21 protein-coding genes are annotated in these 20,782 nt (G+C 64.0%); 5 read left to right on the top strand and 16 right to left on the bottom strand.

Annotation, left to right across the window (positions count from 1 at the left end; all coding sequences use genetic code 11):
- Positions 1 to 4: 4 nt before the first annotated feature.
- Complete coding sequence (locus ACIP02_RS09810; RefSeq protein WP_400615663.1) at positions 5 to 1,105, bottom strand: efflux RND transporter periplasmic adaptor subunit; 1,101 nt, start codon at positions 1,103 to 1,105, stop codon at positions 5 to 7.
- Between the two features lie 533 nt (positions 1,106 to 1,638).
- On the opposite strand from ACIP02_RS09810, the gene ACIP02_RS09805 reads away from it, so the two are divergent.
- Complete coding sequence (locus ACIP02_RS09805) at positions 1,639 to 2,280, top strand: TetR/AcrR family transcriptional regulator (protein ID WP_400615660.1); 642 nt, start codon at positions 1,639 to 1,641, stop codon at positions 2,278 to 2,280.
- Between the two features lie 118 nt (positions 2,281 to 2,398).
- Here ACIP02_RS09805 and ACIP02_RS09800 read toward each other — a convergent pair whose 3' ends face one another.
- Entirely contained in the window at positions 2,399 to 3,175 is a 777-nt protein-coding gene (locus tag ACIP02_RS09800; RefSeq protein WP_400615657.1) for a class I SAM-dependent methyltransferase, read from the bottom strand.
- A gap of 103 nt (positions 3,176 to 3,278) precedes the next feature.
- Here ACIP02_RS09800 and ACIP02_RS09795 point away from each other — a divergent pair, with 103 nt between their 5' ends.
- Positions 3,279 to 3,899, top strand: coding sequence for an energy transducer TonB (locus ACIP02_RS09795; RefSeq protein ID WP_400615655.1), 621 nt, complete (start codon positions 3,279 to 3,281; stop codon positions 3,897 to 3,899).
- Between the two features lie 2 nt (positions 3,900 to 3,901).
- On the opposite strand, the gene ACIP02_RS09790 is transcribed toward ACIP02_RS09795, so the two are convergent.
- The 7 genes from ACIP02_RS09790 to ppc all read right to left on the bottom strand — a co-directional run bounded on the left by ACIP02_RS09790 (position 3,902) and on the right by ppc (position 11,254).
- Complete coding sequence (locus ACIP02_RS09790) at positions 3,902 to 4,591, bottom strand: extensin family protein (protein WP_400615653.1); 690 nt, start codon at positions 4,589 to 4,591, stop codon at positions 3,902 to 3,904.
- A complete protein-coding gene (locus ACIP02_RS09785) occupies positions 4,591 to 5,421 on the bottom strand; it encodes an oxaloacetate decarboxylase (RefSeq protein WP_400615651.1) in 831 nt (276 codons plus the stop codon). Before ACIP02_RS09785 ends, ACIP02_RS09790 begins: the two co-directional genes overlap by 1 nt.
- A 28-nt stretch (positions 5,422 to 5,449) precedes the next feature.
- Complete coding sequence (locus ACIP02_RS09780) at positions 5,450 to 6,319, bottom strand: DUF72 domain-containing protein (protein WP_400615648.1); 870 nt, start codon at positions 6,317 to 6,319, stop codon at positions 5,450 to 5,452.
- Between the two features lie 3 nt (positions 6,320 to 6,322).
- The gene (locus ACIP02_RS09775) at positions 6,323 to 6,613 is read right to left on the bottom strand and encodes a hypothetical protein (RefSeq protein WP_400615645.1); all 291 of its coding nucleotides are present in this window, start codon (positions 6,611 to 6,613) and stop codon (positions 6,323 to 6,325) included.
- A 131-nt stretch (positions 6,614 to 6,744) separates the two neighbouring features.
- On the bottom strand, positions 6,745 to 7,419 hold the full coding sequence (tsaB, locus tag ACIP02_RS09770; RefSeq protein ID WP_400615642.1) for a tRNA (adenosine(37)-N6)-threonylcarbamoyltransferase complex dimerization subunit type 1 TsaB: 675 nt from the start codon (positions 7,417 to 7,419) through the stop codon (positions 6,745 to 6,747).
- A 299-nt stretch (positions 7,420 to 7,718) separates the two neighbouring features.
- Positions 7,719 to 8,369, bottom strand: a complete 651-nt coding sequence (gene adk, locus ACIP02_RS09765) for an adenylate kinase (protein WP_029885102.1) — start codon at positions 8,367 to 8,369, stop codon at positions 7,719 to 7,721.
- Positions 8,370 to 8,626: 257 nt separating this feature from the next.
- On the bottom strand, positions 8,627 to 11,254 hold the full coding sequence (ppc, locus tag ACIP02_RS09760) for a phosphoenolpyruvate carboxylase (protein ID WP_400615640.1): 2,628 nt from the start codon (positions 11,252 to 11,254) through the stop codon (positions 8,627 to 8,629).
- A gap of 258 nt (positions 11,255 to 11,512) precedes the next feature.
- On the opposite strand from ppc, the gene ACIP02_RS09755 reads away from it, so the two are divergent.
- From ACIP02_RS09755 to ACIP02_RS09745, 3 genes are all read left to right on the top strand, one after another.
- Positions 11,513 to 11,857 (top strand): pilin assembly protein, encoded by a 345-nt coding sequence (locus tag ACIP02_RS09755; protein WP_400615638.1) that lies wholly within the window; start codon positions 11,513 to 11,515, stop codon positions 11,855 to 11,857.
- 273 nt (positions 11,858 to 12,130) lie between these two features.
- On the top strand, positions 12,131 to 12,544 hold the full coding sequence (locus ACIP02_RS09750) for a DUF4398 domain-containing protein (RefSeq protein ID WP_400615636.1): 414 nt from the start codon (positions 12,131 to 12,133) through the stop codon (positions 12,542 to 12,544).
- Between the two features lie 50 nt (positions 12,545 to 12,594).
- The gene (locus ACIP02_RS09745; protein ID WP_400615634.1) at positions 12,595 to 13,386 is read left to right on the top strand and encodes an OmpA family protein; all 792 of its coding nucleotides are present in this window, start codon (positions 12,595 to 12,597) and stop codon (positions 13,384 to 13,386) included.
- A 332-nt stretch (positions 13,387 to 13,718) separates the two neighbouring features.
- Here ACIP02_RS09745 and ACIP02_RS09740 read toward each other — a convergent pair whose 3' ends face one another.
- The 7 genes from ACIP02_RS09740 to prfB form a co-directional block, all read right to left on the bottom strand.
- On the bottom strand, positions 13,719 to 14,045 hold the full coding sequence (locus ACIP02_RS09740; RefSeq protein WP_125857655.1) for a hypothetical protein: 327 nt from the start codon (positions 14,043 to 14,045) through the stop codon (positions 13,719 to 13,721).
- Positions 14,042 to 14,965, bottom strand: a complete 924-nt coding sequence (locus ACIP02_RS09735) for an alpha/beta hydrolase (RefSeq protein WP_400615631.1) — start codon at positions 14,963 to 14,965, stop codon at positions 14,042 to 14,044. The genes ACIP02_RS09740 and ACIP02_RS09735 overlap by 4 nt, the downstream gene beginning before the upstream one ends.
- Positions 14,937 to 16,214: a flavohemoglobin expression-modulating QEGLA motif protein gene (locus tag ACIP02_RS09730; protein WP_400615628.1), complete on the bottom strand. Its 1,278-nt coding sequence runs from the start codon at positions 16,212 to 16,214 to the stop codon at positions 14,937 to 14,939. The genes ACIP02_RS09735 and ACIP02_RS09730 overlap by 29 nt, the downstream gene beginning before the upstream one ends.
- A gap of 142 nt (positions 16,215 to 16,356) precedes the next feature.
- Positions 16,357 to 16,905, bottom strand: a complete 549-nt coding sequence (locus tag ACIP02_RS09725; RefSeq protein WP_400615626.1) for a hypothetical protein — start codon at positions 16,903 to 16,905, stop codon at positions 16,357 to 16,359.
- 28 nt (positions 16,906 to 16,933) lie between these two features.
- Positions 16,934 to 17,638 (bottom strand): TetR/AcrR family transcriptional regulator, encoded by a 705-nt coding sequence (locus tag ACIP02_RS09720; protein WP_400615741.1) that lies wholly within the window; start codon positions 17,636 to 17,638, stop codon positions 16,934 to 16,936.
- Positions 17,639 to 17,846: 208 nt separating this feature from the next.
- Entirely contained in the window at positions 17,847 to 19,349 is a 1,503-nt protein-coding gene (lysS, locus tag ACIP02_RS09715) for a lysine--tRNA ligase (RefSeq protein WP_012270790.1), read from the bottom strand.
- Positions 19,350 to 19,441: 92 nt separating this feature from the next.
- Positions 19,442 to 20,537 (bottom strand): peptide chain release factor 2 gene (prfB, locus tag ACIP02_RS09710; protein WP_400615624.1). Its coding sequence is split into 2 segments (ribosomal slippage): positions 19,442 to 20,464 and positions 20,466 to 20,537, totalling 1,095 coding nucleotides; the frame shifts between segments, so codons are not numbered across the junction.
- Positions 20,538 to 20,782 lie beyond the last annotated feature (245 nt).

Genomic DNA, 20,782 nt, shown 5'->3' with positions numbered 1-20,782 from the left:
GGACTTACTCCTTAGCCGTCAGGTTCACGACGCGGTTGCTACGGTCCACGGGGCGTACCTGCTGCCCCTCACGCAGCACATGGCCGCCAGCGGCAACTACCCAGTCACCAGGGGCAAGGCCCTCGAGCACCGGCACGCTTTCGCTGCCATAGGCCCCCAGGCGCACCACGGCCCGCTCCAGGCGGCTGTCCTTGTTCACCCGCCAGACATAGGCCTGGCCGTTCTCCGCAGTAATCGCCGAAAGCGGCACGGCCAGCGGGATCACCCCATCATGGGCGATGAATACGCGGGCGCTCTGGCCCAGCTCAGCCGGCGTGGCCGCCGTGGTAAAGGCGATGCGCGCGGCAAAGGTGCGCGAACGCGGGTCGGCGGCCGGCGACAGCTCGCGGATGCGCCCCTGGAAGCGCTCCTGCGGGTGGGACCACAGCTCCACACTCACTACCTGGCCTACGGCGAAGCGGGCGAACTGCTGCTCCGGCAAGCTGATGGCCACTTCCCGCTCGCCATCGGCGGCCAGGGTGAACACGGTCTGCCCGGCGGCGACCACCTGGCCCACTTCGACCTGGCGCTTGGCAATCACCCCGGCCTGCGGTGCGCGCAGCACGGCATAGTCGGCCTGGTTGCCGGCCACGTCGAACTCGGCCTTGGCCTGCTTCAAGCGGGCAAGGCCTGCACGGTACAGGTTTTCGGCATTGTCGTACTGGGAGTGGCTGACCATCTGCCGGTCCAGCAGCTTCTGGTAGCGGTCGCGCTCGGCGCGCACCAGCGACAGGTTGGCCTCGGCAGCTGCCATCTGGGCGCGGTTGGCTTCCAGTTGCAGGCGCACGTCCTGTGGGTCCAGCTCGGCCAGCGCTTGGTCAGCCTTGACCCGCTGCCCCTCTTCGACCAGGCGCTTGCTGACCTTGCCGCCAATGCGGAAGGCCAGTTCCGGCTCGAAGCGCGCGCGCACTTCACCGGGGTAGCTGTCGGCAGCGGCGGCGGCTGGCTGCGGCTGCACCACCAGCGCCGGGCGTGGCGCGGCAGGCGGGGCGGCTTCCTGGCCGCATGCCGCCAGAAGCAGGGCAGCGGCGGCAGGCAAGGCGATGGACAAGGCATGGCGCAACATGATGAATCCTTTCGCGGAGGGCACTTCGAATATTTGTACTGGCGGGTATATTAAGTCAGGCGAGCGGTGGCGGGAAGGGTGTGGCGGGTGGTTTTTGCGGGGAGATGGCTGAGGGGTGTGGTGCCCCGGGTGTAGGGCTTTAAGTTTGCAGCGCCTGTGAGGTCGAGCGCCGTAGATGTTCGCCGAAAAATTTTCAGCGCCTATGAAATCGAGCGCCGCCCGCGCGGAGCTTCGCGGCTAAAGCCGCTCCTACGTTTGTTTCGGGCCAATTATGCCTGTGGGATTTTCGCGCGAACGCCTTGGCGCATGGCTCGATATCGCGTCGTGCAAACAAGGCGGTCGCGCGCGCCTGGCACAGGATGGACTGGCCCGAAACAAACGTAGGAGCGGCTTTAGCCGCGAAGCGCCGCGCGGGCGGCGCTCGATCTCGCAGGCGCTGAAAATATTTCGGCGAACATCTGCGGCGCCAGATATTCAGCCTGACTTTAGCCGGATGGCGCCTGACCCGTTAAGATGAGCGACTCTTCAACCAGATGCAGATCACAATGTCCAACGACGCACCCATCGGCCCGGGCCGGCCCAAGGACCTGGCCAAGCGCGAGGCGATTCTCGAAGCGGCCAAGTCGCTGTTCTTAAGCCTTGGCTACGCCAACACCAGCATGGATGCGGTCGCTGCGGCGGCAGGTGTTTCAAAGCTCACCGTGTACAGCCACTTCACCGACAAGCAGACCCTGTTCTGCTCGGCGGTCATGGCCACTTGTCAGTTACAGCTGCCCGACCTGCTGTTCGAGTACCCCGAAGGGGCGCCGGTGGAAGAGGTGCTGCTGTCCATCGCCCGTGGTTTCCAGGCGCTGATCAGCAGCGACGAAGCGGTCAAGCTCAGCCGCCTGATCATGGCGCAGGGCAGCCAGGACCCGAGTTTTGGCGAGTACTTCTACGAAGCCGGGCCCAAGCGTGTGCTGGCCGGGATGGAAGCGCTGCTGCGCGGGGCGGATGAGCGCGGGTTGCTGCGTGTCGATAACCCGCTGCGGGCGGCGGAGCACTTCTTCTGCCTGGTCAAGGGGGCGCCGGATTACCGCTTGTTGCTGGGCTGTGCGGGGCCGCTGGAGGGGGATGAGGCCGAGGCGCATGTGCGGGAGGTGGTGGGGGTGTTCTTGCGGGCGTTCAAGGCCTGAGTCGGCCTGTGCCGGCCTCTTCGCGGCTAAACCCGCTCCTACAGGAACCGTACAGTGCTTGAAGCCTGTGATATCCCTGTAGGAGCGGCTTTAGCCGCGAAGAGGCCGGTACCGGCGATCAGGCCTTCAGGGCCTTCTTCGGGTAGATGTCATACCGGCTCGACTTCCCCTCCAGGCTATGGCTCGGCTTCGGCCCTTCGATGATCGGCGCCTTGCGCGGGCGCTTCACCACCACCCGGTGGCTTGCCAGTGCCAGGGCAGCTTCAAGTAGCGCCGGGGCGTCCAGGTCATCCCCGACCAAGGGCCGGAACACGCGCATTTCTTTTTTCACCAGCGCGCTCTTGTCGCGGTGCGGGAACATCGGGTCAAGGTAGATGACCTGCGGCGCCTCGCCTTCCCAACTGCGCATGCGTTCGATGGCATTGCCGGTCAGCAGGCGCATGCGCCCGACAATCGGCCCCACGCCTTCATCCAGCCGGCCGCGCGCCAGGCCATCCTCCAGCAACGCGGCAATCAGCGGCTGGCGCTCGATCAGGGTCATCTGGCAGCCCAGGCTGGCCAGCACGAACGCGTCCTTGCCCAGCCCCGCCGTGGCATCCAGCACCTGCGGCCGCACACCTTGGGCGATGCCCACCGCCTTGGCGATCATCTGCCCATTGCCACCGCCGAACTGGCGCCGATGCGCGGCCTGCCCCTCGACGAAGTCTACCCGCACCGGCCCCGGTGCCTGCGGGCCCAATTGCTGGATCTGCAAGCCATCAACGCCCACCTGCACGGCAAAACCGGCGTCCTCGTCCTGCAATGGCAGCGCGAGGCGCTCGGCCCACGCGGCGGCCTGCGCCTCGAATTCAGCCGACAGCGCCTCGACCCGGATACCTGTGCCCTGCTCTTCCATCATTCACACCTAGAAATTGAACCCAGCCCCTCATGTAACGGCCATTACGGCCGATACAGGCAATATCCCGCTATTCTGCCAGAGCACAACGCGCGCGACTGCCATGTCAGATACTCTTCCCATCGGCTTGACCTATTTGTCGCCAGTCGGCAACTACAGTCAGCACAACACCCAGGCACTCGGGGGCGTCAGCCACCTGTGGCAGGATTTTTTTGCCCGGGCCATGGCCGAGCAGCAGGAAGAGCCGGCAGACAGCGTCAGCCAGTCGTTCGTACAGTATGACCACGACAGCGGCGAACCCATCGGCGGCGCCCGCGCGCTGGCCATGATCGACGCCCAGCGCGCCTGCCCGGTGCAGGACACCGTAGTCGCACCGCCCGAACCGCTGTTCCTGCCCAAGGCCGAGCTGGAAGCCAAGCTGCTGCCACCAGCCCCTGAGCCGTTCAGCGCCATGGAACTGATCGAGCAGCAACGCCAGCTGGACATCAACAACAGCTGGCTGCGCCCGGTGGTGATGAGCCAGGGCCAGCCGATCGCCGAACCTGGCCCAGGCCCGACCCCACGTTCGTTGTTCCTGCCGATCGCCGAGCTGGAAAGCAACCTGCTGGACCCGGCCCCGGAACCGTTCGACGGTGCCACCCTGGCCAAGCAGCAGAACGACCTTGAATTCGACATTCACTGGGCACGCCCGGTGGTGCTGAACAACGTCCGCGCTTACGCCTGAGGCTAGCGACAGACCTGCCAGCGCCCCATGTCCAGGTGAAAGTGGTTGTGGTGCGCGGCGTTGTAATCCGGCCCCAATACCGTGCTGAAGCTTTCGCACGCCGCCTGCTGCACCTCACGCAGAAACTCCGCCTTCTGCCCGCCCGCCTGCCAGTCGCGCGCCAATACGATGCGCTGGCCGTCCTGCAGGCGAAAACCGCTGATGTCCAGGGCGTTGGCCGTGGCGTGCTGGCTCAGTCGGCCTTGCTTGCGGTGGTAGACGTTGCGGCAGGCAAAGCTACCCAGGTGGTCGACCTGTGCTACCGGCTGGCCCAGCACCCGCTGTGCCAGCGGCTGCAAGCCATGCTTTTCGAACAGTGCATAGGCCACCGCCAGCGGGCAACTGGCCAGGAAGCTGCTGCTGAGGCGCGCCTGGCCACCTTCGATACGCCATACATTTTGCAGCGGGCAATTGGCCGAGGCCGCGCTGTCGGCCTGCGCCCGGTAGCGTAGCTGGCTGGTTTCCAGTGCTTGGCGGCACAGCGCCGGGTCATCGCGCAGCCGCGCAAGCTTGTAACTTGTCAGCAGGTTGGGCGGTTGGCGCACGTCCAACGGCGCCCAGGGGTTCCACACCGCGGGCAGGCGCCAGCCGAAGTGCCAGGCCAGGCCAGCCAGTAACAGCAGGCCAGCCAGCAGCGCCAGCACGACCCGCATCAGCGGCGGAACAGGTCGTTGAGCTGGGCGAACGGCAGCGCCTGCTCGCCGTAGCCGAACGTGCCCTCATCACGGATTTCCAGGGCGGCCCGGCGGAAGGCTCCGAGCGCCGCACGGGCCAGCGATGAGCCAACGCTGATGCGGCGTACGCCCAGGTCTTGCAACTGGTTGACGCTCAGTGGCACGCCGGCCATGCCCATCAGCACGTTCACCGGCCGCGGGGCGACGGCCTGTACCACCGCGCGCACTTCCTCGACGGTACGCAGCCCAGGGGCGTAGAGCACGTCGGCGCCTGCCTCGGCATAGGCTTGCAGGCGCAGGATGGTGTCATCCAGGTCCATACGCCCATGCAGCAGGTTTTCTGCGCGGGCGCACAGGGTAAAGGGGAATGGCAGGCTACGGGCGGCCTGCACTGCAGCACGCACGCGCTCCACGGCCAGGCCGAAGTCATAGATGGGCGCGTCACTCCGGCCACTGGCATCTTCGATGGAACCGCCTACCAGGCCAACCTCGGCGGCGCGCAGAATGGTTTGTGCGCAGTCCTCGGGCAAGTCACCAAAGCCGTTCTCCAAGTCGGCGGCAACCGGCAAGGCGGTGGCGTCGACGATTTCGCCGGCATTGTCCAGAGTATCGTCGAGGCTCAAGGCACCTTCGGCATCCGGGCGCCCCAGGCTGAAGGCCAGGCCGGCACTGGTAGTGGCCAGCGCTTCGAAGCCCAGGCTGGCCAGCAGCTTCGCTGACCCGGCATCCCATGGGTTGGGGATGACGAACGCGCCATCGCGCTCGTGCAGGGCCTTGAAGGCTTCGGCTCGCAGGGTTTGCACATCCATGGTTGAACCTCCAGCAGTCGGGGAAAGGTCAGAGTAGACCCAGTTGTTCGACCTCAGGGGCGCGCGGCAATTCCGGCAGCGCTGCAAGGCCTGGCAAGCGCTGCATCAGGCGCTGGTGGAAACGCTTGGCCAGGGCCGCTGCCAGTCGGTTGTCCGAGGTATGCAGGAAGATGTAGGGGCTGCGACCTTCCTCGATCCAGCCGGCCACCTTATCCACCCAAGGGGTGAGAAACGCCTCGTTGGCATCCAGTTGCGGATGACCGATGAAGCGCACCTGCGGGTGCTGGCTGAAGGCTGCAGGGCGCGGCGGTACCTTGGGCTTCTTCGACTGCGCATGCAGCACGGCAGGCTCGCGCGAGGTGCAACTGAAGAGCGCGCGCGGGTCGAGGCAAATGCGCTCGACGCCACGCTCGTGCAGCAGGCGGTTGAGCAACCGTTCTTCTTCACCCTTGGCGAAAAACGCCGGGTTGCGCACTTCCACGGCCACCGGCACGGCTATCTCATCAAGAAAATGGCAAAGCTCGCCCAGGCGTGCGGGGCCGAATTGGGCCGGCAACTGCAGCCAGTAAGGCGCTACGCGCTGGCCCAGCGGGGCCATCAGGCGGGTAAAGTCAAAGGCAGGCTCAAGTTGATCACGTAGGTCGCCTTCGTGGCTGATGTCGCGGGGGAACTTGGCGGTGAAACGAAAGTGCTCGGGCATCACCTGCGCCCAGCGGGCGATGGTGCCGGGCGCGGGCCGCGCATAGAACGTGGTGTTGCCCTCGACCGCATTGAACACCTGGCTGTAGAAGCCCAGCATCTGGCCGGTGCTGGCGTCGGCGGGGTACAGGTAATCGCGCCAGGCGTTTTCACTCCATGACGGGCAACCGAGAAAGTAAGGCAGTGGTGATGGACTCATCCATCAAATGTACAGGTCGAGCCCCAGTACTTCCATGTCCCAGTCGGTAAAACCGGCAGTACTCAGGTAGCTGGCCAGTGCGTTGGCCGTGCGCCGGTCTCGGGCGCGGGGGAACACCATGTCCTGCTGGCGGGCTGGCAGGCCACCGCTGCGACGGCGGGCGGTGGTTTCCTGCGCAGCCGCTTCGGTTTCTTCGATCAGCTCGGCGTCATCGATGGCCTCGTCACGCACCGCTGCCTTGCGCGGGGCGCGCTTGATCGGGTAGGACTGCGATGAGAAACCTTCGATACGCATGGCATGAGCACTCAGGACCAATGATGGCAATTTAGCAGCATCAGGGTTCCGTCGCTAATGCTTAAGTGATAACTGGACCACAGATCGCACAGAAGGTTTTAGTATCGCCAACGCAAACCGACGAACAGCACTCAGTGCTTCTTGGGCGTAGCGACATTATCGCGCAGGTAGACCGGTTGCGCCTGTTCGGCGTCGATTGCCTCGCCACGTGCCCAGGCGAAGCTGGCCAGGCTGAGTACATCCAGAGCATTTGGCAAGGCGCTGGCATTGCTTGCCGCGGCCTGTACCGCCAGGCGCTCGGCATAGCCCCAGCCGGTACCGGCGCCGAACCACTCGCCATTGCTACCTTCAGGCAGGGCAACCTGCTCGGGCGGCAATACGGCCTCGCGGCCGACCAGGCGCATTTCGCCGGCCGTGGCCTGGTAGCAGCCCCAGTACACTTCATCCATCCGTGCATCGATGGCTGCCGCCACCTGCTGTGCACCGTGTTCGCGCATCGCGCCCTGGGCCAGCGCGGCCAGGTTGGAAACCGGCAGCACCGGGCGTTCGAGGGCGAAGGCCAGGCCCTGGACCACGCCGATGGCGATACGCACACCGGTGAACGCGCCCGGGCCACGGCCAAAGGCAATGGCGTCCAGCGCATTCAGCGCCACGCCGGAGTCGGCCAGCAGCTGCTTGATCATCGGCAGCAGCTTCTGGGCATGCATGCGCGGGATCACCTCGTAATGGCTGGTTACCTTGCCGTCATGCAACAGCGCGACGGAACAGGCTTCGGTGGCGGTATCCAGGGCCAGCAGGGTGGTCATCGAACAGGTATCCAGGTGCGAATGAAAAGAGCGGCAGTATAGAGCAGCGGCGGCGTTGTGTCCCGAAGGGGGTGCTGTGTGGGCATTGCCCTCAGCCTGACACGGTCCCTGTAGGAGCGGCCTTGTGTCGCGATGGGGCGCGCAGCGGCCCCAAAATTTCAGCTTCGCCGCAGAAATCGCCGGGGCCGCTGTGCGGCCCATCGCGACACAAGGCCGCCCCTACAGGGACCGCGTCAGGCCAAAGCCAGAAACAACAACGGCCCGCAAGCGGGCCGTTGTCGAGGTGCGTCAGGTGTGGATCAGCTCAGGGCTGCCAGGACCTTGGCGGTAATGGCTTCAACCGAGCCAACGCCTTCGATGTGGCTGTACTTCGGCTTGCCGGCATTGGCAGCCGACAGCTTCTGGTAGAAGTCCACCAGCGGCTTGGTCTGGCTGTGGTAGACCGACAGGCGATGGCGAACGGTTTCTTCCTTGTCGTCGTCGCGCTGGATCAGGTCTTCGCCAGTAACGTCGTCCTTGCCTTCCACTTTCGGCGGGTTGTACTGAATGTGGTAGGTACGGCCCGAGGCCAGGTGCACGCGGCGGCCAGCCATGCGGCCGACGATTTCTTCGTCGTCCACGGCAATTTCGACCACGGCGTCGATGTCGACACCGGCAGCGACCATGGCCTCGGCTTGCGGAATGGTGCGTGGGAAACCGTCGAACAGGCAGCCATTGGCGCAATCAGGCTGGGCGATGCGCTCCTTGACCAGGCTGATGATCAGCTCGTCGGAAACCAGCTGGCCGGCATCCATGACTTTCTTCAGTTCCAGGCCCAGCGGGGTGCCGGCCTTGACGGCGGCACGCAGCATGTCACCGGTGGAGATCTGGGGGATACCGAACTTTTCGGTGATGAACTTTGCCTGAGTACCTTTACCGGCCCCGGGAGCTCCCAGCAGAATTACGCGCATCTCGTGCTCCTCAAATTTTTTTATGAAATTCAATGGATTCGGCAACCTGGGCCAAGTCCGGAAAATCGGGTATGACCATAAATCGGTCAGAAGGCTGCTCAAGATACACAGCGCCCGGCAGCCAGACAAGCGTCCCAAAGTTGCAGGAATGCGCCACTTGCGGCTGACCAGGCAGGCGGTTGCGCCCGGCGCAACCACCCTCCCCGTCCTTGCGCCGAGCCTGCACGGCACACACCTGGCATGGCCCTGGCGTGCCTTCAGCCGGTGTTACGCAAGCCTGCGGCGATACCCGCCACGGTCACCAGCAAGGCCTGCTCCAACGGGCTGTCCAGAGCGGCTTCGCGGCTGCGCGAGCGGGCCAGCAACTCGGCCTGCAGGCGGTGCAGCGGGTCCAGGTAGGTGTTGCGCAAGCTGATGAATTCCAGCGTCTCGGGGCTGTGGGCCAGTAGCACCGGTTGCCCGGTCAGGCCCAGCACCACCTGGCACGACTGCGACAATAGGTCGCGCAGATGCGCGCCCAAAGCAAGCAGGTGCGGTTGCACCAGACGTTCGTCGTAGGCCTCGGCGATTTGCGCATCGGCCTTGGCCAACACCATTTCCAGCATGTCGATGCGGGTGCGAAAGAATGGCCATTGCTCGCGCATCTGCGCCAGCAGTTCACCTTGGCCGCGCGCCAGGGCATTGCTCAGCGCGGTTTCCCAGCCCAGCCAGGCCGGCAACATCAGCCGGGTCTGGGTCCAGCCGAAAATCCACGGGATGGCCCGCAGGCTTTCGATACCACCGGCGCGGCGCTTGGCCGGGCGGCTACCGAGCGGCAGGCGCCCCAGTTCCTGTTCCGGCGTCGACTGGCGGAAGTACTCTACAAAGTCGGGGTTTTCCCGCACGACGCTGCGGTAAGCCTTGACGCCATCGGCGGCCAGTTGGTCCATTACCTCGCGCCAGGCTGGCTGCGGTGGCGGGGGTGGCAGCAGCGTGGCTTCGAGTACGGCAGCCAGGTACAGGTTGAGGTTTTGCTCGGCAATGCCCGGCAAGCCGAACTTGAAGCGGATCATCTCGCCCTGCTCGGTAGTGCGGAAACGCCCCGCCACTGAGCCGGGTGGCTGCGACAGGATCGCCGCATGGGCCGGGCCACCACCGCGCCCGACCGTGCCGCCACGGCCGTGGAACAGCAGCAGTTCGACCTGGTGCTCGGCGCAGATGCGCACCAGGTTTTCCTGGGCCCGGTACTGCGCCCAGGCAGCAGCCGTGGTACCGGCGTCCTTGGCCGAGTCGGAGTAGCCGATCATTACCTCCTGCGGGCCGCGCAGGCCAGCGCGGTAGCCCGGCAGACCCAGCAGGCGCTGCATCACCGGGCCAGCATTGTCGAGGTCGGCCAGGGTTTCGAACAGCGGCACTACGCGCATCGGCCGGGTCAGGCCGGCTTCTTTGAGCAGCAACTGCACCGCCAGCACGTCCGAGGCGGCACCGGCCATGGAAATGACATAGGAACCCAGCGAGGCTGCCGGTGCTGCCGCCACTTCCCGGCAGGTGGCCAGCACTTCGGCGGTATCCGCCTGCGGCTTGAAATGCGCAGACAACAGCGGCCGGCGGTTTTTCAATTCGGCCTGGAGGAACTCGATACGCTGCTCTTCATCCCAGTCGGCATAACGCCCCAGGCCCAGGTAGTCGGTGATTTCGGTGAGTGCATCACGGTGGCGGGCCGCGTCCTGGCGCACGTCCAGGCGGCCGAGGAACAAGCCGAAGGTGACGGCGCGACGCAGGCAGTCGAGCAGCGGGCCTTCGGCAATCACGCCCATGCCGCATTCGTGCAACGAGTGGTAGCACAGCTCCAGCGGCGCAATCAGGTCGCGGTTGTCTACCAGTACCTCGGCGCTGGCCGGCTGGCTGCTGGTCAGGGCCGAATGCGCCCAGGCACGCGTCGCGCGCAGGCGGTCGCGCAATTGCTTGAGCACGGCGCGGTAGGGTTCGGCGCTGTCGCCGGCCCGCTCGCGCAGGGCGTCATTGGCCTGCTGCATGGACAGTTCGGCGGCCAACGCGTCAATGTCACGCAGGAACAGGTCGGCGGCCATCCAGCGCGCCAGCAACAAGACCTCCCGGGTGACCACGGCGGTCACGTTGGGGTTGCCGTCCCGGTCACCGCCCATCCACGAGGCAAAGCGAATCGGTGCGGCCTCCAGCGGCAGGCGCAGGCCGGTGGCCTCGAGCAGGGCTTTGTCGACCTTGCGCAGGTGGCTGGGGATGGCGTGCCACAGCGAATGCTCGATTACCGCAAAGCCCCACTTCGCTTCGTCGACCGGGGTTGGCCGGGTGCGGCGGATTTCCTCGGTGTGCCAGGCCTCGGCGATCAACCGGCGTAGGCGTTCGCGTACCTGCTGGCGTTCGGTCGGGGTCAGGTCGCGGTGGTCCTGTGCGGCCAACTGGCCGGCAATGGCGTCGTATTTCTGGATCAGCGTGCGCCGGGCCACTTCGGTGGGGTGTGCGGTGAGTACCAGCTGGATGTCGAGCTTGGCCAGTTGCCGAGCCAGGGCATCGTTGCTGTGGCCGGCCTGTTTGAGGCGCGCAAGCAGCTCGGGCAGCACCCGCGCCTCGAACGGCTCAGGCTGGTCGGCATCGCGACGGCGAATCAACTGGTACTGCTCGGCCATGTTGGCCAGGTTGAGAAACTGGTTGAAGGCCCTGGCCACCGGCAGCAGGTCTTCTTCGGCGAGGTCCGCCAGGGTCGAGCTCAGCTGCTCCCCAGGGCCACGGCGGTCTGCCTTGGCGCTGTGGCGGATGGCTTCGATCTTCTGCAGGAACGCATCGCCATGCTGCTGGCGGATGGTTTCGCCTAGCAGCTCACCCAACACATGGACATCTTCACGCAAACGCACATCGATATCGGTCATTGGCCCTCTCCGTAACATCCCTTGCCGGCTTCACGCGATCCCTGTGGGCTTGCCCGCGAACACCGGCGCAGCCGGTGCCAGGCACCGCGCTGGACTCTTCGCGGGCACGCCCGCTCCCACAGAGAGTGCGTGGTACATGGCCCAAGAGTGCCCACAGCCGGGCAACGATGGCAAGCCGTGATCAGCCAAAGCAAACTAAAATGAAAGCACAGCACTCCGAAGCTATGCATGCCCTACGAGGCGCTTACTGAGGTCATCATGAAAATCCGTGAACTCGCCCAGCACTGGGAACAGAATGCCGCCGGCACCCTCAGCCGCACGGGCCATGTCCTGCACCTGGACCTTGAGTCCGAGGCGCGCCTGGCCGCGTTGATCGACATGTACCCCAAACGCACAGCAGAGGAATTGCTCGGCGAACTGGTGGCGGCCGCGCTTGAAGAAGTGGAAGCCAGCTTCCCATACGTGCAGGGCCGCCAAGTCATCGCCACCGACGAAGAGGGCGACCCGCTGTACGAAGACATCGGCCCTACGCCGCGCTTTTTGTCCCTCTCCCGGCAGCACTTGCACACCTTGAGCAACCCCACCGACGACAGCAACAATTAACAGCCTGCATCATTGTTCCGGGCCATGCCACGGCCCGGAATACCGTTTCAGCCAGAGAAAGTTCCAGAAAAAACACACTGACCGATCAGTCAGAAATAGTTGCCCGCAATCGGCACTTTTTTCTGAACTATCCGAAAAACGCCCCAGTCACAGCCAATAGCCATCACGCTAAAACCCTGCACACCTGCCGTTGTGCACCGTTGATTTCAGCGCGCGGACTTGTCAGGGAATGAGCGATGGACTGCTACGGACATCGTTATCAGGAGTGATCCAATGGAGCTGACCACCATGAAAACCCGCACTAGCAAACTGTCATTCACTCATGTGCGCGGGTTCAAGCTGGCCGCGCTGGCCCTGGGCAGTAGCCTGGTCCTGGCCGGCTGTGCGGGCAACCCGCCCACCGAGCAGTATGCAGTTACCCAATCCGCCGTGAACTCGGCTGTCAGCGCTGGTGGCACCGAGTTTGCCGCCGTGGAAATGAAAGCGGCGCAGGACAAGTTCAAGCAGGCCGAAATCGCCATGCACGACAAGAAGTACGACGACGCCAAGCGCCTGGCCGAACAGGCCGAGTGGGACGCGCGCCTCGCCGAACGCAAGGCCCAGGCGGCCAAGGCCCAGAAGGCCGTGCAGGATGCCCGCCAGGGTGTTCAGGACGTACGTGAGGAAGGCCTGCGCAGCGCTCAGTGAGCCCTGCCCTGCCAACCTTAGCCTTCGCACACGATCAAAGGATGAACACTATGCGCAATTACGTCATGATTCCCGCCCTGCTGGCCCTGAGCGTCGGTCTCGCTGCCTGCTCGCACGACCCGAACGCCAACCTCGAATCGGCCCGTACCAACTTCTCGGCGCTGCAAAGCGACCCGCAATCGAGCAAGGTGGCGGCGCTGGAAACCAAGGACGCCCAAGATTGGCTGAACAAGGCCGACAAGGCCTACATGGACCGTGAAGACCAGAAGAAGGTCGACCAGCTGGCCTACCTGACCAACCAGCGCGTCGAGGTGGCCAAGCAGACTATCGCCCTGCGCACCGCCGAGGGTGAGCTGAAAAACGCCTCGGCCCAGCGCGCCCAGGCCAAGCTGGACGCCCGCGACGCCCAAATCGCCAAGCTGCAGGACAGCCTTAACGCCAAGCAGACCGACCGCGGTACGCTGGTAACCTTCGGTGACGTGCTGTTCGACTTCAACAAGGCCGAACTCAAGAGCAACGCCTACCCGAACATCACCAAGCTGGCGCAGTTCCTCCAGGAAAACCCTGAGCGCAAGGTGATCGTCGAGGGCTACACCGACAGCGTCGGCTCGGCCAATTACAACCAAAGCCTTTCCGAGCGCCGCGCCAACAGCGTGCGCATGGCGCTGGTACGCGCTGGCGTAGACCCGGCGCGTGTCGTGTCCCAGGGTTATGGCAAGGAGTACCCGGTAGCGGACAACGGCAGCAACTCGGGCCGTGCGCAGAACCGTCGGGTGGAAGTGACCATTTCCAACGACAACCAGCCGGTGGCGCCACGCTCGGTGAGCCAGGTCAGCCAGTAAGACCGGTTGGGTGAACCCGGAACCCCGCCTTCATGGCGGGGTTTTTGTTTGGGCGTTTGGTCTCATGTCTTTAGAGGTGTGGTGCCTGGGGAATCGAGCGCCGCCCGCGCGGCGCATCGCGGATAAATCCGCTCCTACATTTGTTGCAACGTGGCCATGCCTGCCAGGCCATGGTTGTCAGCGGTTTGCAAGACTCAAGACATGCACCAGTGCAGGCGACCATGGCATAACAGGTTCGGCACGTTGCAACAAATGTAGGAGCGGATTTATCCGCGATGCGCCGCGCGGGCGGCGCTCGATTTCCCAGGCGCTACCAAAATCACGTCGATCCCTCACTGCACCTGCTGCGGTGTTTCCTCACCCATGCAGCGCACCGCGCGCTTGCGGTTGTCCACCAGCACGCCGGTCAGGCCTTTTTGCTGGGTGTCGAACAGCACCAGCACACCATCCAGGCACTGGGCCACCTGTGGCGCCGGGTCCAGCGATACCTTGTAATCCTCGCCCGGGATGGTCTTGAGCATGGTGAAGTCCTGCAGCAGCAGGGCATCTTCGGGCTTGGCGAAATGCAGGTAACCGTAGTACCACAAGGCCCCCACTGTCACGATGATGCTACCGACGCCGGTCAGGATCAGCGGGATGGCGTTGCGTTCTTCACTCATTGCTTGTTCTTCTCGTCAGGGAAATTGGGCACTTCGGCAAGCCGCCGCAGGCCGTTGAAATGGCTGGGGTCATCGAGGAAACGCAGCATCACCTGGCGCCACGTCGGGTCGGCGAAGGTCTGCACGTGGCCACCTCGGGTCAGTTGCAGCACCCGCGGCGGTGGCGCGTGCTGGTACAGGCGGATGCCGTTGTCCATCGGCACCAGGTTGTCGTCGATGCTGTGGAAGAACAGCTTGGGCGGGCTGCTCAGTTGCTCGATCGAGCGGATTGCGCTGTCGCCGTCCGGCACCAGCCACGACAACGGCACTTGCAACGGCCAGGTCAGCCATGAGGTGCTGAGGGCATATCGCCCCACCGCACGGTAACTGGCCGGCACGCCATCGAACACCAGGGCACTGAAACGCTGGCGCTGCTCGGGATGAGCGGCCAGGTAGTGAATGGCCAGGGCGCCGCCCAAGCTCTGCCCCAGCAGCGCCAGCGGCTTGCCTTTGACCTCGGGGGCCTGGTCCAGCCAGGCCATGGCCGCATCGATGTCCTTGTACACGGCTGGCAGGCTCGGCTGGCCCTCGGACAAGCCATAGCCGCGGTAATCGATCATCAGCACCTGATAACCCTGCTCCGGCAACCAGTAGCTGGCCCCCAGGTGCCCTGGCAGGTTGCCGCCATTGCCATGCAGGTGCAGCACTGTGCCCTTGACCTCGACCCCGGCCTTGGCCGGCAGCCACCAGCCGTGCAAGCGCAGGCCGTCCGCAGTCACAAGGGTGACATCACGGTATTGCAGCTTGGCCCGTTCAGGCGTGAAGGCCTGGCCAGGTTCGGGGTAGAACAACAGGCTGCTGCAGCCGGCAAGGCCCAGCAGGGCCAGGCCCAGCACCAGCAGGCGACAGGCATCAGAGAATGTTCGCGTAATCGGCTTCAATGCGATCCAGGCTCAGGTGGTTGAGGAAGTTGGAGAAGCACATCCAGGCCGACAGCGCGTTGAGGTCGCGGAACTGTTCAGGCAGGTACTTGGGCGGCTCGACCAGGCCTTCCTCTACCAGCTGGCGCAGGGTGCGCATGTCTTCCAGGGTGGTCTTGCCACAGAACAGCAACGGAATCTGCTCAAGCTTGCCCTTCTTCACGGCCAACTGAATGTAGTTGTAAACCATGATGAAGCCCTTGAGGTAGGACAAGTCCTTGGTGAATGGCAGGCCATTGGGTACCGAGCCACGGAACACCCGGCTGGCGTTGCTGTAGCTCTGTTCCATCTCGAAGCCCTGGGCGCGGAAGAAGTTGTACACCTGGAGGAAATCGGCGCCCTCCTCCACCATATGGATGGCGCGGGTGCGGTTAGTGAGCTTGCGCAGGCGGCTGGGGTAAGAGGCAAAGGCAATCACCTCCATGAGGATGGCCAGGCCTTCCTGGGTAACGGTCGATGACGGCGGCCCTTTGGCCAGGAACGTGCAGATCGGCTGGTTCTGGCCGTTCAGCGTTGTGCCCACGTGCACCAGCCCTTCGTGTACCTCCAGGGCGCGCACGTCGCGGACGTTGAACATCGCGTCGGCGCGCACCTTGATGTAGTCGGCACCGGCCGCCGCATCGGCGACGATGCCGTCAGATTCGAATACGCGAATGGTCTCCTCGGCCTCGCCGAACACCTTGTTCAGCCGGCGCTGGAGAATGTCCACGGCCTCTTTGGCTGTCAGGTTCTTCGGTTCGTCCTTGAGGTCGCCCCGGCCGTCGATGTTGTTCAGGTAGTCGGAGAACATCATGCCGAGGTCGGCCAGGGTCGGGTCACCGGCGTGGAAGGCATCCGAGGCCGCGCCATAAAGCTCCTGGGAGATCAGGCCGAAGTCCTCGGTACCGCGCGCTTCGAGCATGCGCACCACCATGCGGTACTCGCGGCACATGCGTTTCATGATCTGCCCGACCGGGTTGAACTGGCCGAGCTGGCGAATGATGTCGCGCTCGATGCCCTGGAACTCGGCCTTGACCGCGCTGGAGTCAAACGCCAGCGGGCGCGACTGGTAATAGGCGCGGTCGACTGCTGGCGGCTCCTTGCCTTTGGCCTTGAGGAAGCCCTGGCGAATGTTGTCGTCCCATTTCACCGCGTCCAGAACCCGGATCGGGGTCTGCGCCGCGACGATGCGGTCGGACAGGGCGCGGATGGTTTGCTGGTATTCGTCCACCGGGGACTCCTTTTTAGTACAAGAAACCTGTGCCGGCCTCTTCGCGGCTAAAGCCGCTCCTACAACAACGACTGCATCAGGGCTGAAGGCTGTGATATCGATGTAGGAGCGGCTTTAGCCGCGAAAGGGCCGGCACAGGTAATTACTTGCCGGAGCGCTGGAACCGCGCCACTTCGACGAACAGGTCGGAGTTGGCCGGGTCGTCCAGGTACGCCAGCACCCGCGCCGACGGGCTGTCGATCAGCACGCCGTCGCCGTTGTCTTCCGGCACCTCGGTACTGCGCCCGGTCAGTTCCTTCTTGTCCACCGCCTGCTGCACCTGCTCGACATCCAGGTTGTACACCACCAGTTCCTTGCCATCGACGATGTCGAACCCGCCGATCAGGAAATTGCCGCCCAGGCGCTTGGGCACGCCGGCCGACAAGTACCAGCGGTTGCCGTGGCGCGACACGGTGAACACATATTCTTCAGGGGCCTTGCCCTTGGCCGTGGCCACCGCCTTGTAGGCACCGCCACCGCTGCGGCTGATCACAAGCTTCAGCGGCTCGCCCCAGGCGTCCTTGCTGCTCCACTTGCCAAGCAAGGCCTTGGGCGCCGCCTGGTTGCTCGGCAACGGCTCATGGAAGGTCACCAGACAACCGCTCAGCAGCAGGAATGACAAAGTCAACAACACCACACGCCAGGCTTTCATCAGGTTCTCCTTGAAAAGTCGGTCTCGCTCAGGCCGATGCCAGCACCAGTTGCAAGTATCGGGTAAGCATAGCGAGCATCTGCCCATCGGCTTGCGCATCGGCATCCTTGAGCAGGCCCTGATATTCCATCTGCTCGATAATCGCCGTCAACATTTGGGCGTCCTGATCCGGTTGCCGCGAACCCACCACCTGCAGCAATTGCCGGGTGCCGTGCAGCAAGATCTGCTCATGGGCGCACACCAACTCGGCCAGGCGCGGGCACAGCAGCGCCTCCTGGCGGAAGGCCTGCTCGGCCATCAGGAAGTCACGGCGGTTGAGCAACTGGCGCTGCACATAGTCGGCGGTCATGCGCGCCACTTCGTCCGCCAGCCGCGCCCGCGCCTGCGGGCTGCCATCGCCCTGGGCCAGCAACTGGCGCAACACCACTTCGGTGTTGGCCCACAGCTTGGCCATGTAAGCGGCGCTACGCTCGACGTACTGGGCGAAGGTATCGGTGAGCAGGTCCTCGATATCCTTGAAGTAATACGTGGTGGCCGACAATGGCACACCGGCCTCGGCGGCCACGGCGCGGTGACGCACACCGCGCACGCCGTCGCGCACGACAATGCGCATGGCGGCGTCGAGGATCAGCTGGCGGCGCTGCTCGCTGCCTTGGCGGGCAGTCTTGCGGCCTTGGTATTGCACGCTTTCGGCGACGGCGGTGGCGATGCCGGCGGCGCCCTGGTCAGGCATGGCGGGTGTCACGGGGGGGTACCTCATGGGCAGTGTTTCTTCAGTGCCGGCCCTTTCGCGGCTAAAGCCGCTCCTACAACGACCGCACAGCATTCAGGATCTGTGGCAATCCCTGTAGGAGCGGGTTTACCCGCGAAGAGGCCGGTACAGACAACATAATGCTTCAGGCAAGAAAAAGCCGCCTCGAAAGGCGGCTTGTTCAATTCACTCAGGCCTGCGGACGCATGTGCGGGAACAGGATCACGTCGCGGATGGACGGCGAGTTGGTCAGCAGCATCACCAGGCGGTCGATGCCGATGCCTTCACCGGCAGTCGGCGGCATGCCGTACTCCAGGGCGCGCACGAAGTCGGCGTCGTAGTGCATGGCTTCGTCGTCACCGGCGTCCTTCTCGGCCACCTGGGCGAGGAAACGCTCGGCCTGGTCTTCGGCATCGTTGAGCTCGGAGTAGGCGTTGGCGATTTCGCGGCCACCGATGAACAGCTCGAAGCGGTCGGTAACGGCCGGGTTGTCGTCGTTGCGACGGGCCAGCGGCGACACTTCGAACGGGTACTCGGTGATGAAGTGCGGCTGCTCCAGCTTGTGCTCGACCAGCTCTTCGAAAATCATCACCTGCAGCTTGCCCAGGCCTTCGTGGCCCAGCACCTTGGCACCGGCCTTCTTCGCGATGTCGCGGGCACGGTCGACGTCCTGCAGGTCGGCAGCGGTCAGCTCAGGGTTGTACTTGAGGATCGAGTCGAACACCGACAGGCGCACGAACGGCTCGCCGAAGTGGAACACCTTGTCGCCGTATGGCACATCGGTGCTGCCCAGTACCAGCTGCGCCAGTTCGCGGAACAGTTCCTCGGTGAGGTCCATGTTGTCGCGGTAGTCAGCGTAGGCCTGGTAGAACTCGAGCATGGTGAATTCTGGGTTGTGACGAGTCGAAACGCCTTCGTTGCGGAAGTTGCGGTTGATCTCGAACACTTTTTCAAAGCCGCCAACCACCAGGCGCTTGAGGTACAGCTCTGGCGCAATGCGCAAGAACATGGCCATGTCCAGGGCGTTGTGGTGGGTTTCGAACGGCTTGGCCGCGGCACCGCCCGGGATGGTCTGCAGCATCGGCGTTTCGACTTCGAGGAAGTCGCGCTCGATGAGAAACTTGCGAATGTGCGAGATCACCTGCGAACGCACACGGAAGGTGTGGCGGGTTTCTTCGTTGACCATCAGGTCGACATAACGCTGGCGGTAGCGCTGCTCGGTGTCGGTCAGGCCGTGGTGCTTGTCGGGCAGCGGGCGCAGCGACTTGGTCAGCAGGCGCACGTTGGTCATCTCGACGTACAGGTCGCCCTTGCCGGAACGGGCCAGGGTACCTTCGGCACTGATGATATCGCCCAGGTCCCAGGTCTTGACCGCTGCCAGGGTTTCTTCCGGCAGGGTCTTGCGGTTGACGTAGACTTGGATGCGGCCAGTCATGTCCTGAATGACCATGAACGAGCCACGGTTGAGCATGATGCGGCCAGCCACCTTGACCGGGATCGCGGCTGCTTCCAGCTCTTCCTTGGTCTTGTCCGCGTACTGCTTCTGCAGGTCGTTGCAGTAGCTGTCGCGACGGAAGTCATTGGGGAAGGCATTGCCCTTGGCGCGCTCGGCGGCAAGTTTTTCCTTGCGCAGGGCGATCAGGGCATTTTCTTCCTGTTGCAGGTCTTGCGATTCGGTCTTGAGGTCGCTCATGTCGTCATTCTTTCCATCAGGTATTCGTTGCCCTTTTCGGGCAGGGCACGCGCTACCGGCGGTTGGCCGGTAGCGCGGCAGTGGTGTGCGGCTTACAGGCCCTGCTTGAGGCTCGCTTCCAGGTACTGGTCGATGTCGCCGTCCAGAACCTTGTTGCAGTCGCTGCGCTCGACGCCGGTACGCAGGTCTTTGATGCGCGAGTCATCCAGCACGTAGGAGCGGATCTGGTGGCCCCAGCCGATGTCCGACTTGCTGTCTTCCAGTGCCTGCGAAGCGGCGTTGCGCTTCTGCATTTCCAGCTCGTACAACTTGGCCCGCAGCATTTTCATGGCGGTGTCCTTGTTGGCGTGCTGCGAGCGTTCGTTCTGGCAGGCCACCACGGTGTTGGTCGGCACGTGGGTGATACGTACCGCCGAGTCGGTGGTGTTTACGTGCTGACCACCGGCACCGGAGGAGCGATAGGTATCGATGCGCAGGTCGGACGGGTTGATATCGATCTCGACCTTGTCGTCGATCTCGGGCGAGACGAACACCGCCGAGAACGAGGTGTGGCGACGGGCGCCGGAGTCGAACGGGCTTTTGCGTACCAGGCGGTGCACACCGATTTCGGTACGCAGCCAGCCAAAGGCGTACTCGCCCTTGATGTGCACGGTGGCACCCTTGATGCCGGCCACTTCACCTTCGGAAAGCTCGATGATGGTGGCATCGAAACCACGCTTGTCGGCCCAGCGCAGGTACATGCGCAGCAGGATGTTGGCCCAGTCCTGCGCTTCGGTACCACCGGAGCCGGCCTGGATGTCCAGGTAGGCGTTGTTCATGTCCATCTCGCCGCTGAACATGCGACGGAACTCAAGCTGGGCCAGGCTTTCTTCCAGGCCTTCCAGCTCGGTCACGACGTCGCCCACGGCGCCTTCGTCTTCTTCCTCGACGGCCATGTCGAGCAGGTCTTTGCAGTCAGACAGACCATTGGACATCTTGTCCAGGGTTTCGACCACCTGCGCCAGCATGGCACGCTCGCGGCCCAGGGCCTGTGCGTACTCGGGCTTGTTCCAGACGTTGGGGTCTTCCAGCTCGCGGTTGACTTCGATCAGGCGGTCATGCTTGTGATCGTAGTCAAAGATACCCCCGAATTGACTGGGAACGCTCGGTGAGGTCCTTGATGGTGTTCAGGATCGGTTGGATTTCCATGGGCTGACTACTCGCACGAATTCGGTGAAAAGCCTGCGAGTATAACCGAGTCCGCCGCAGGGCGGCAGACCCGCCGGGCGCCCGAATTGCCCCAATTACCCCTGTAGGAGCGGCCTTGTGTCGCGATGGGGCGCGCAGCGGCCCCAGGATTTCAGCTTCGCAGCAAAAGTTGTAGGGGCCGCTGTGCGGCCCATCGCGACACAAGGCCGCTCCTACAGGGGGGCGCATCAGCCTCAGGGGTTTGG

Source organism: Pseudomonas sp. NPDC089408 (genome assembly GCF_044749445.1).
Lineage (GTDB): Bacteria > Pseudomonadota > Gammaproteobacteria > Pseudomonadales > Pseudomonadaceae > Aquipseudomonas.
This window is presented reverse-complemented; position numbering and strand designations above follow the sequence as displayed.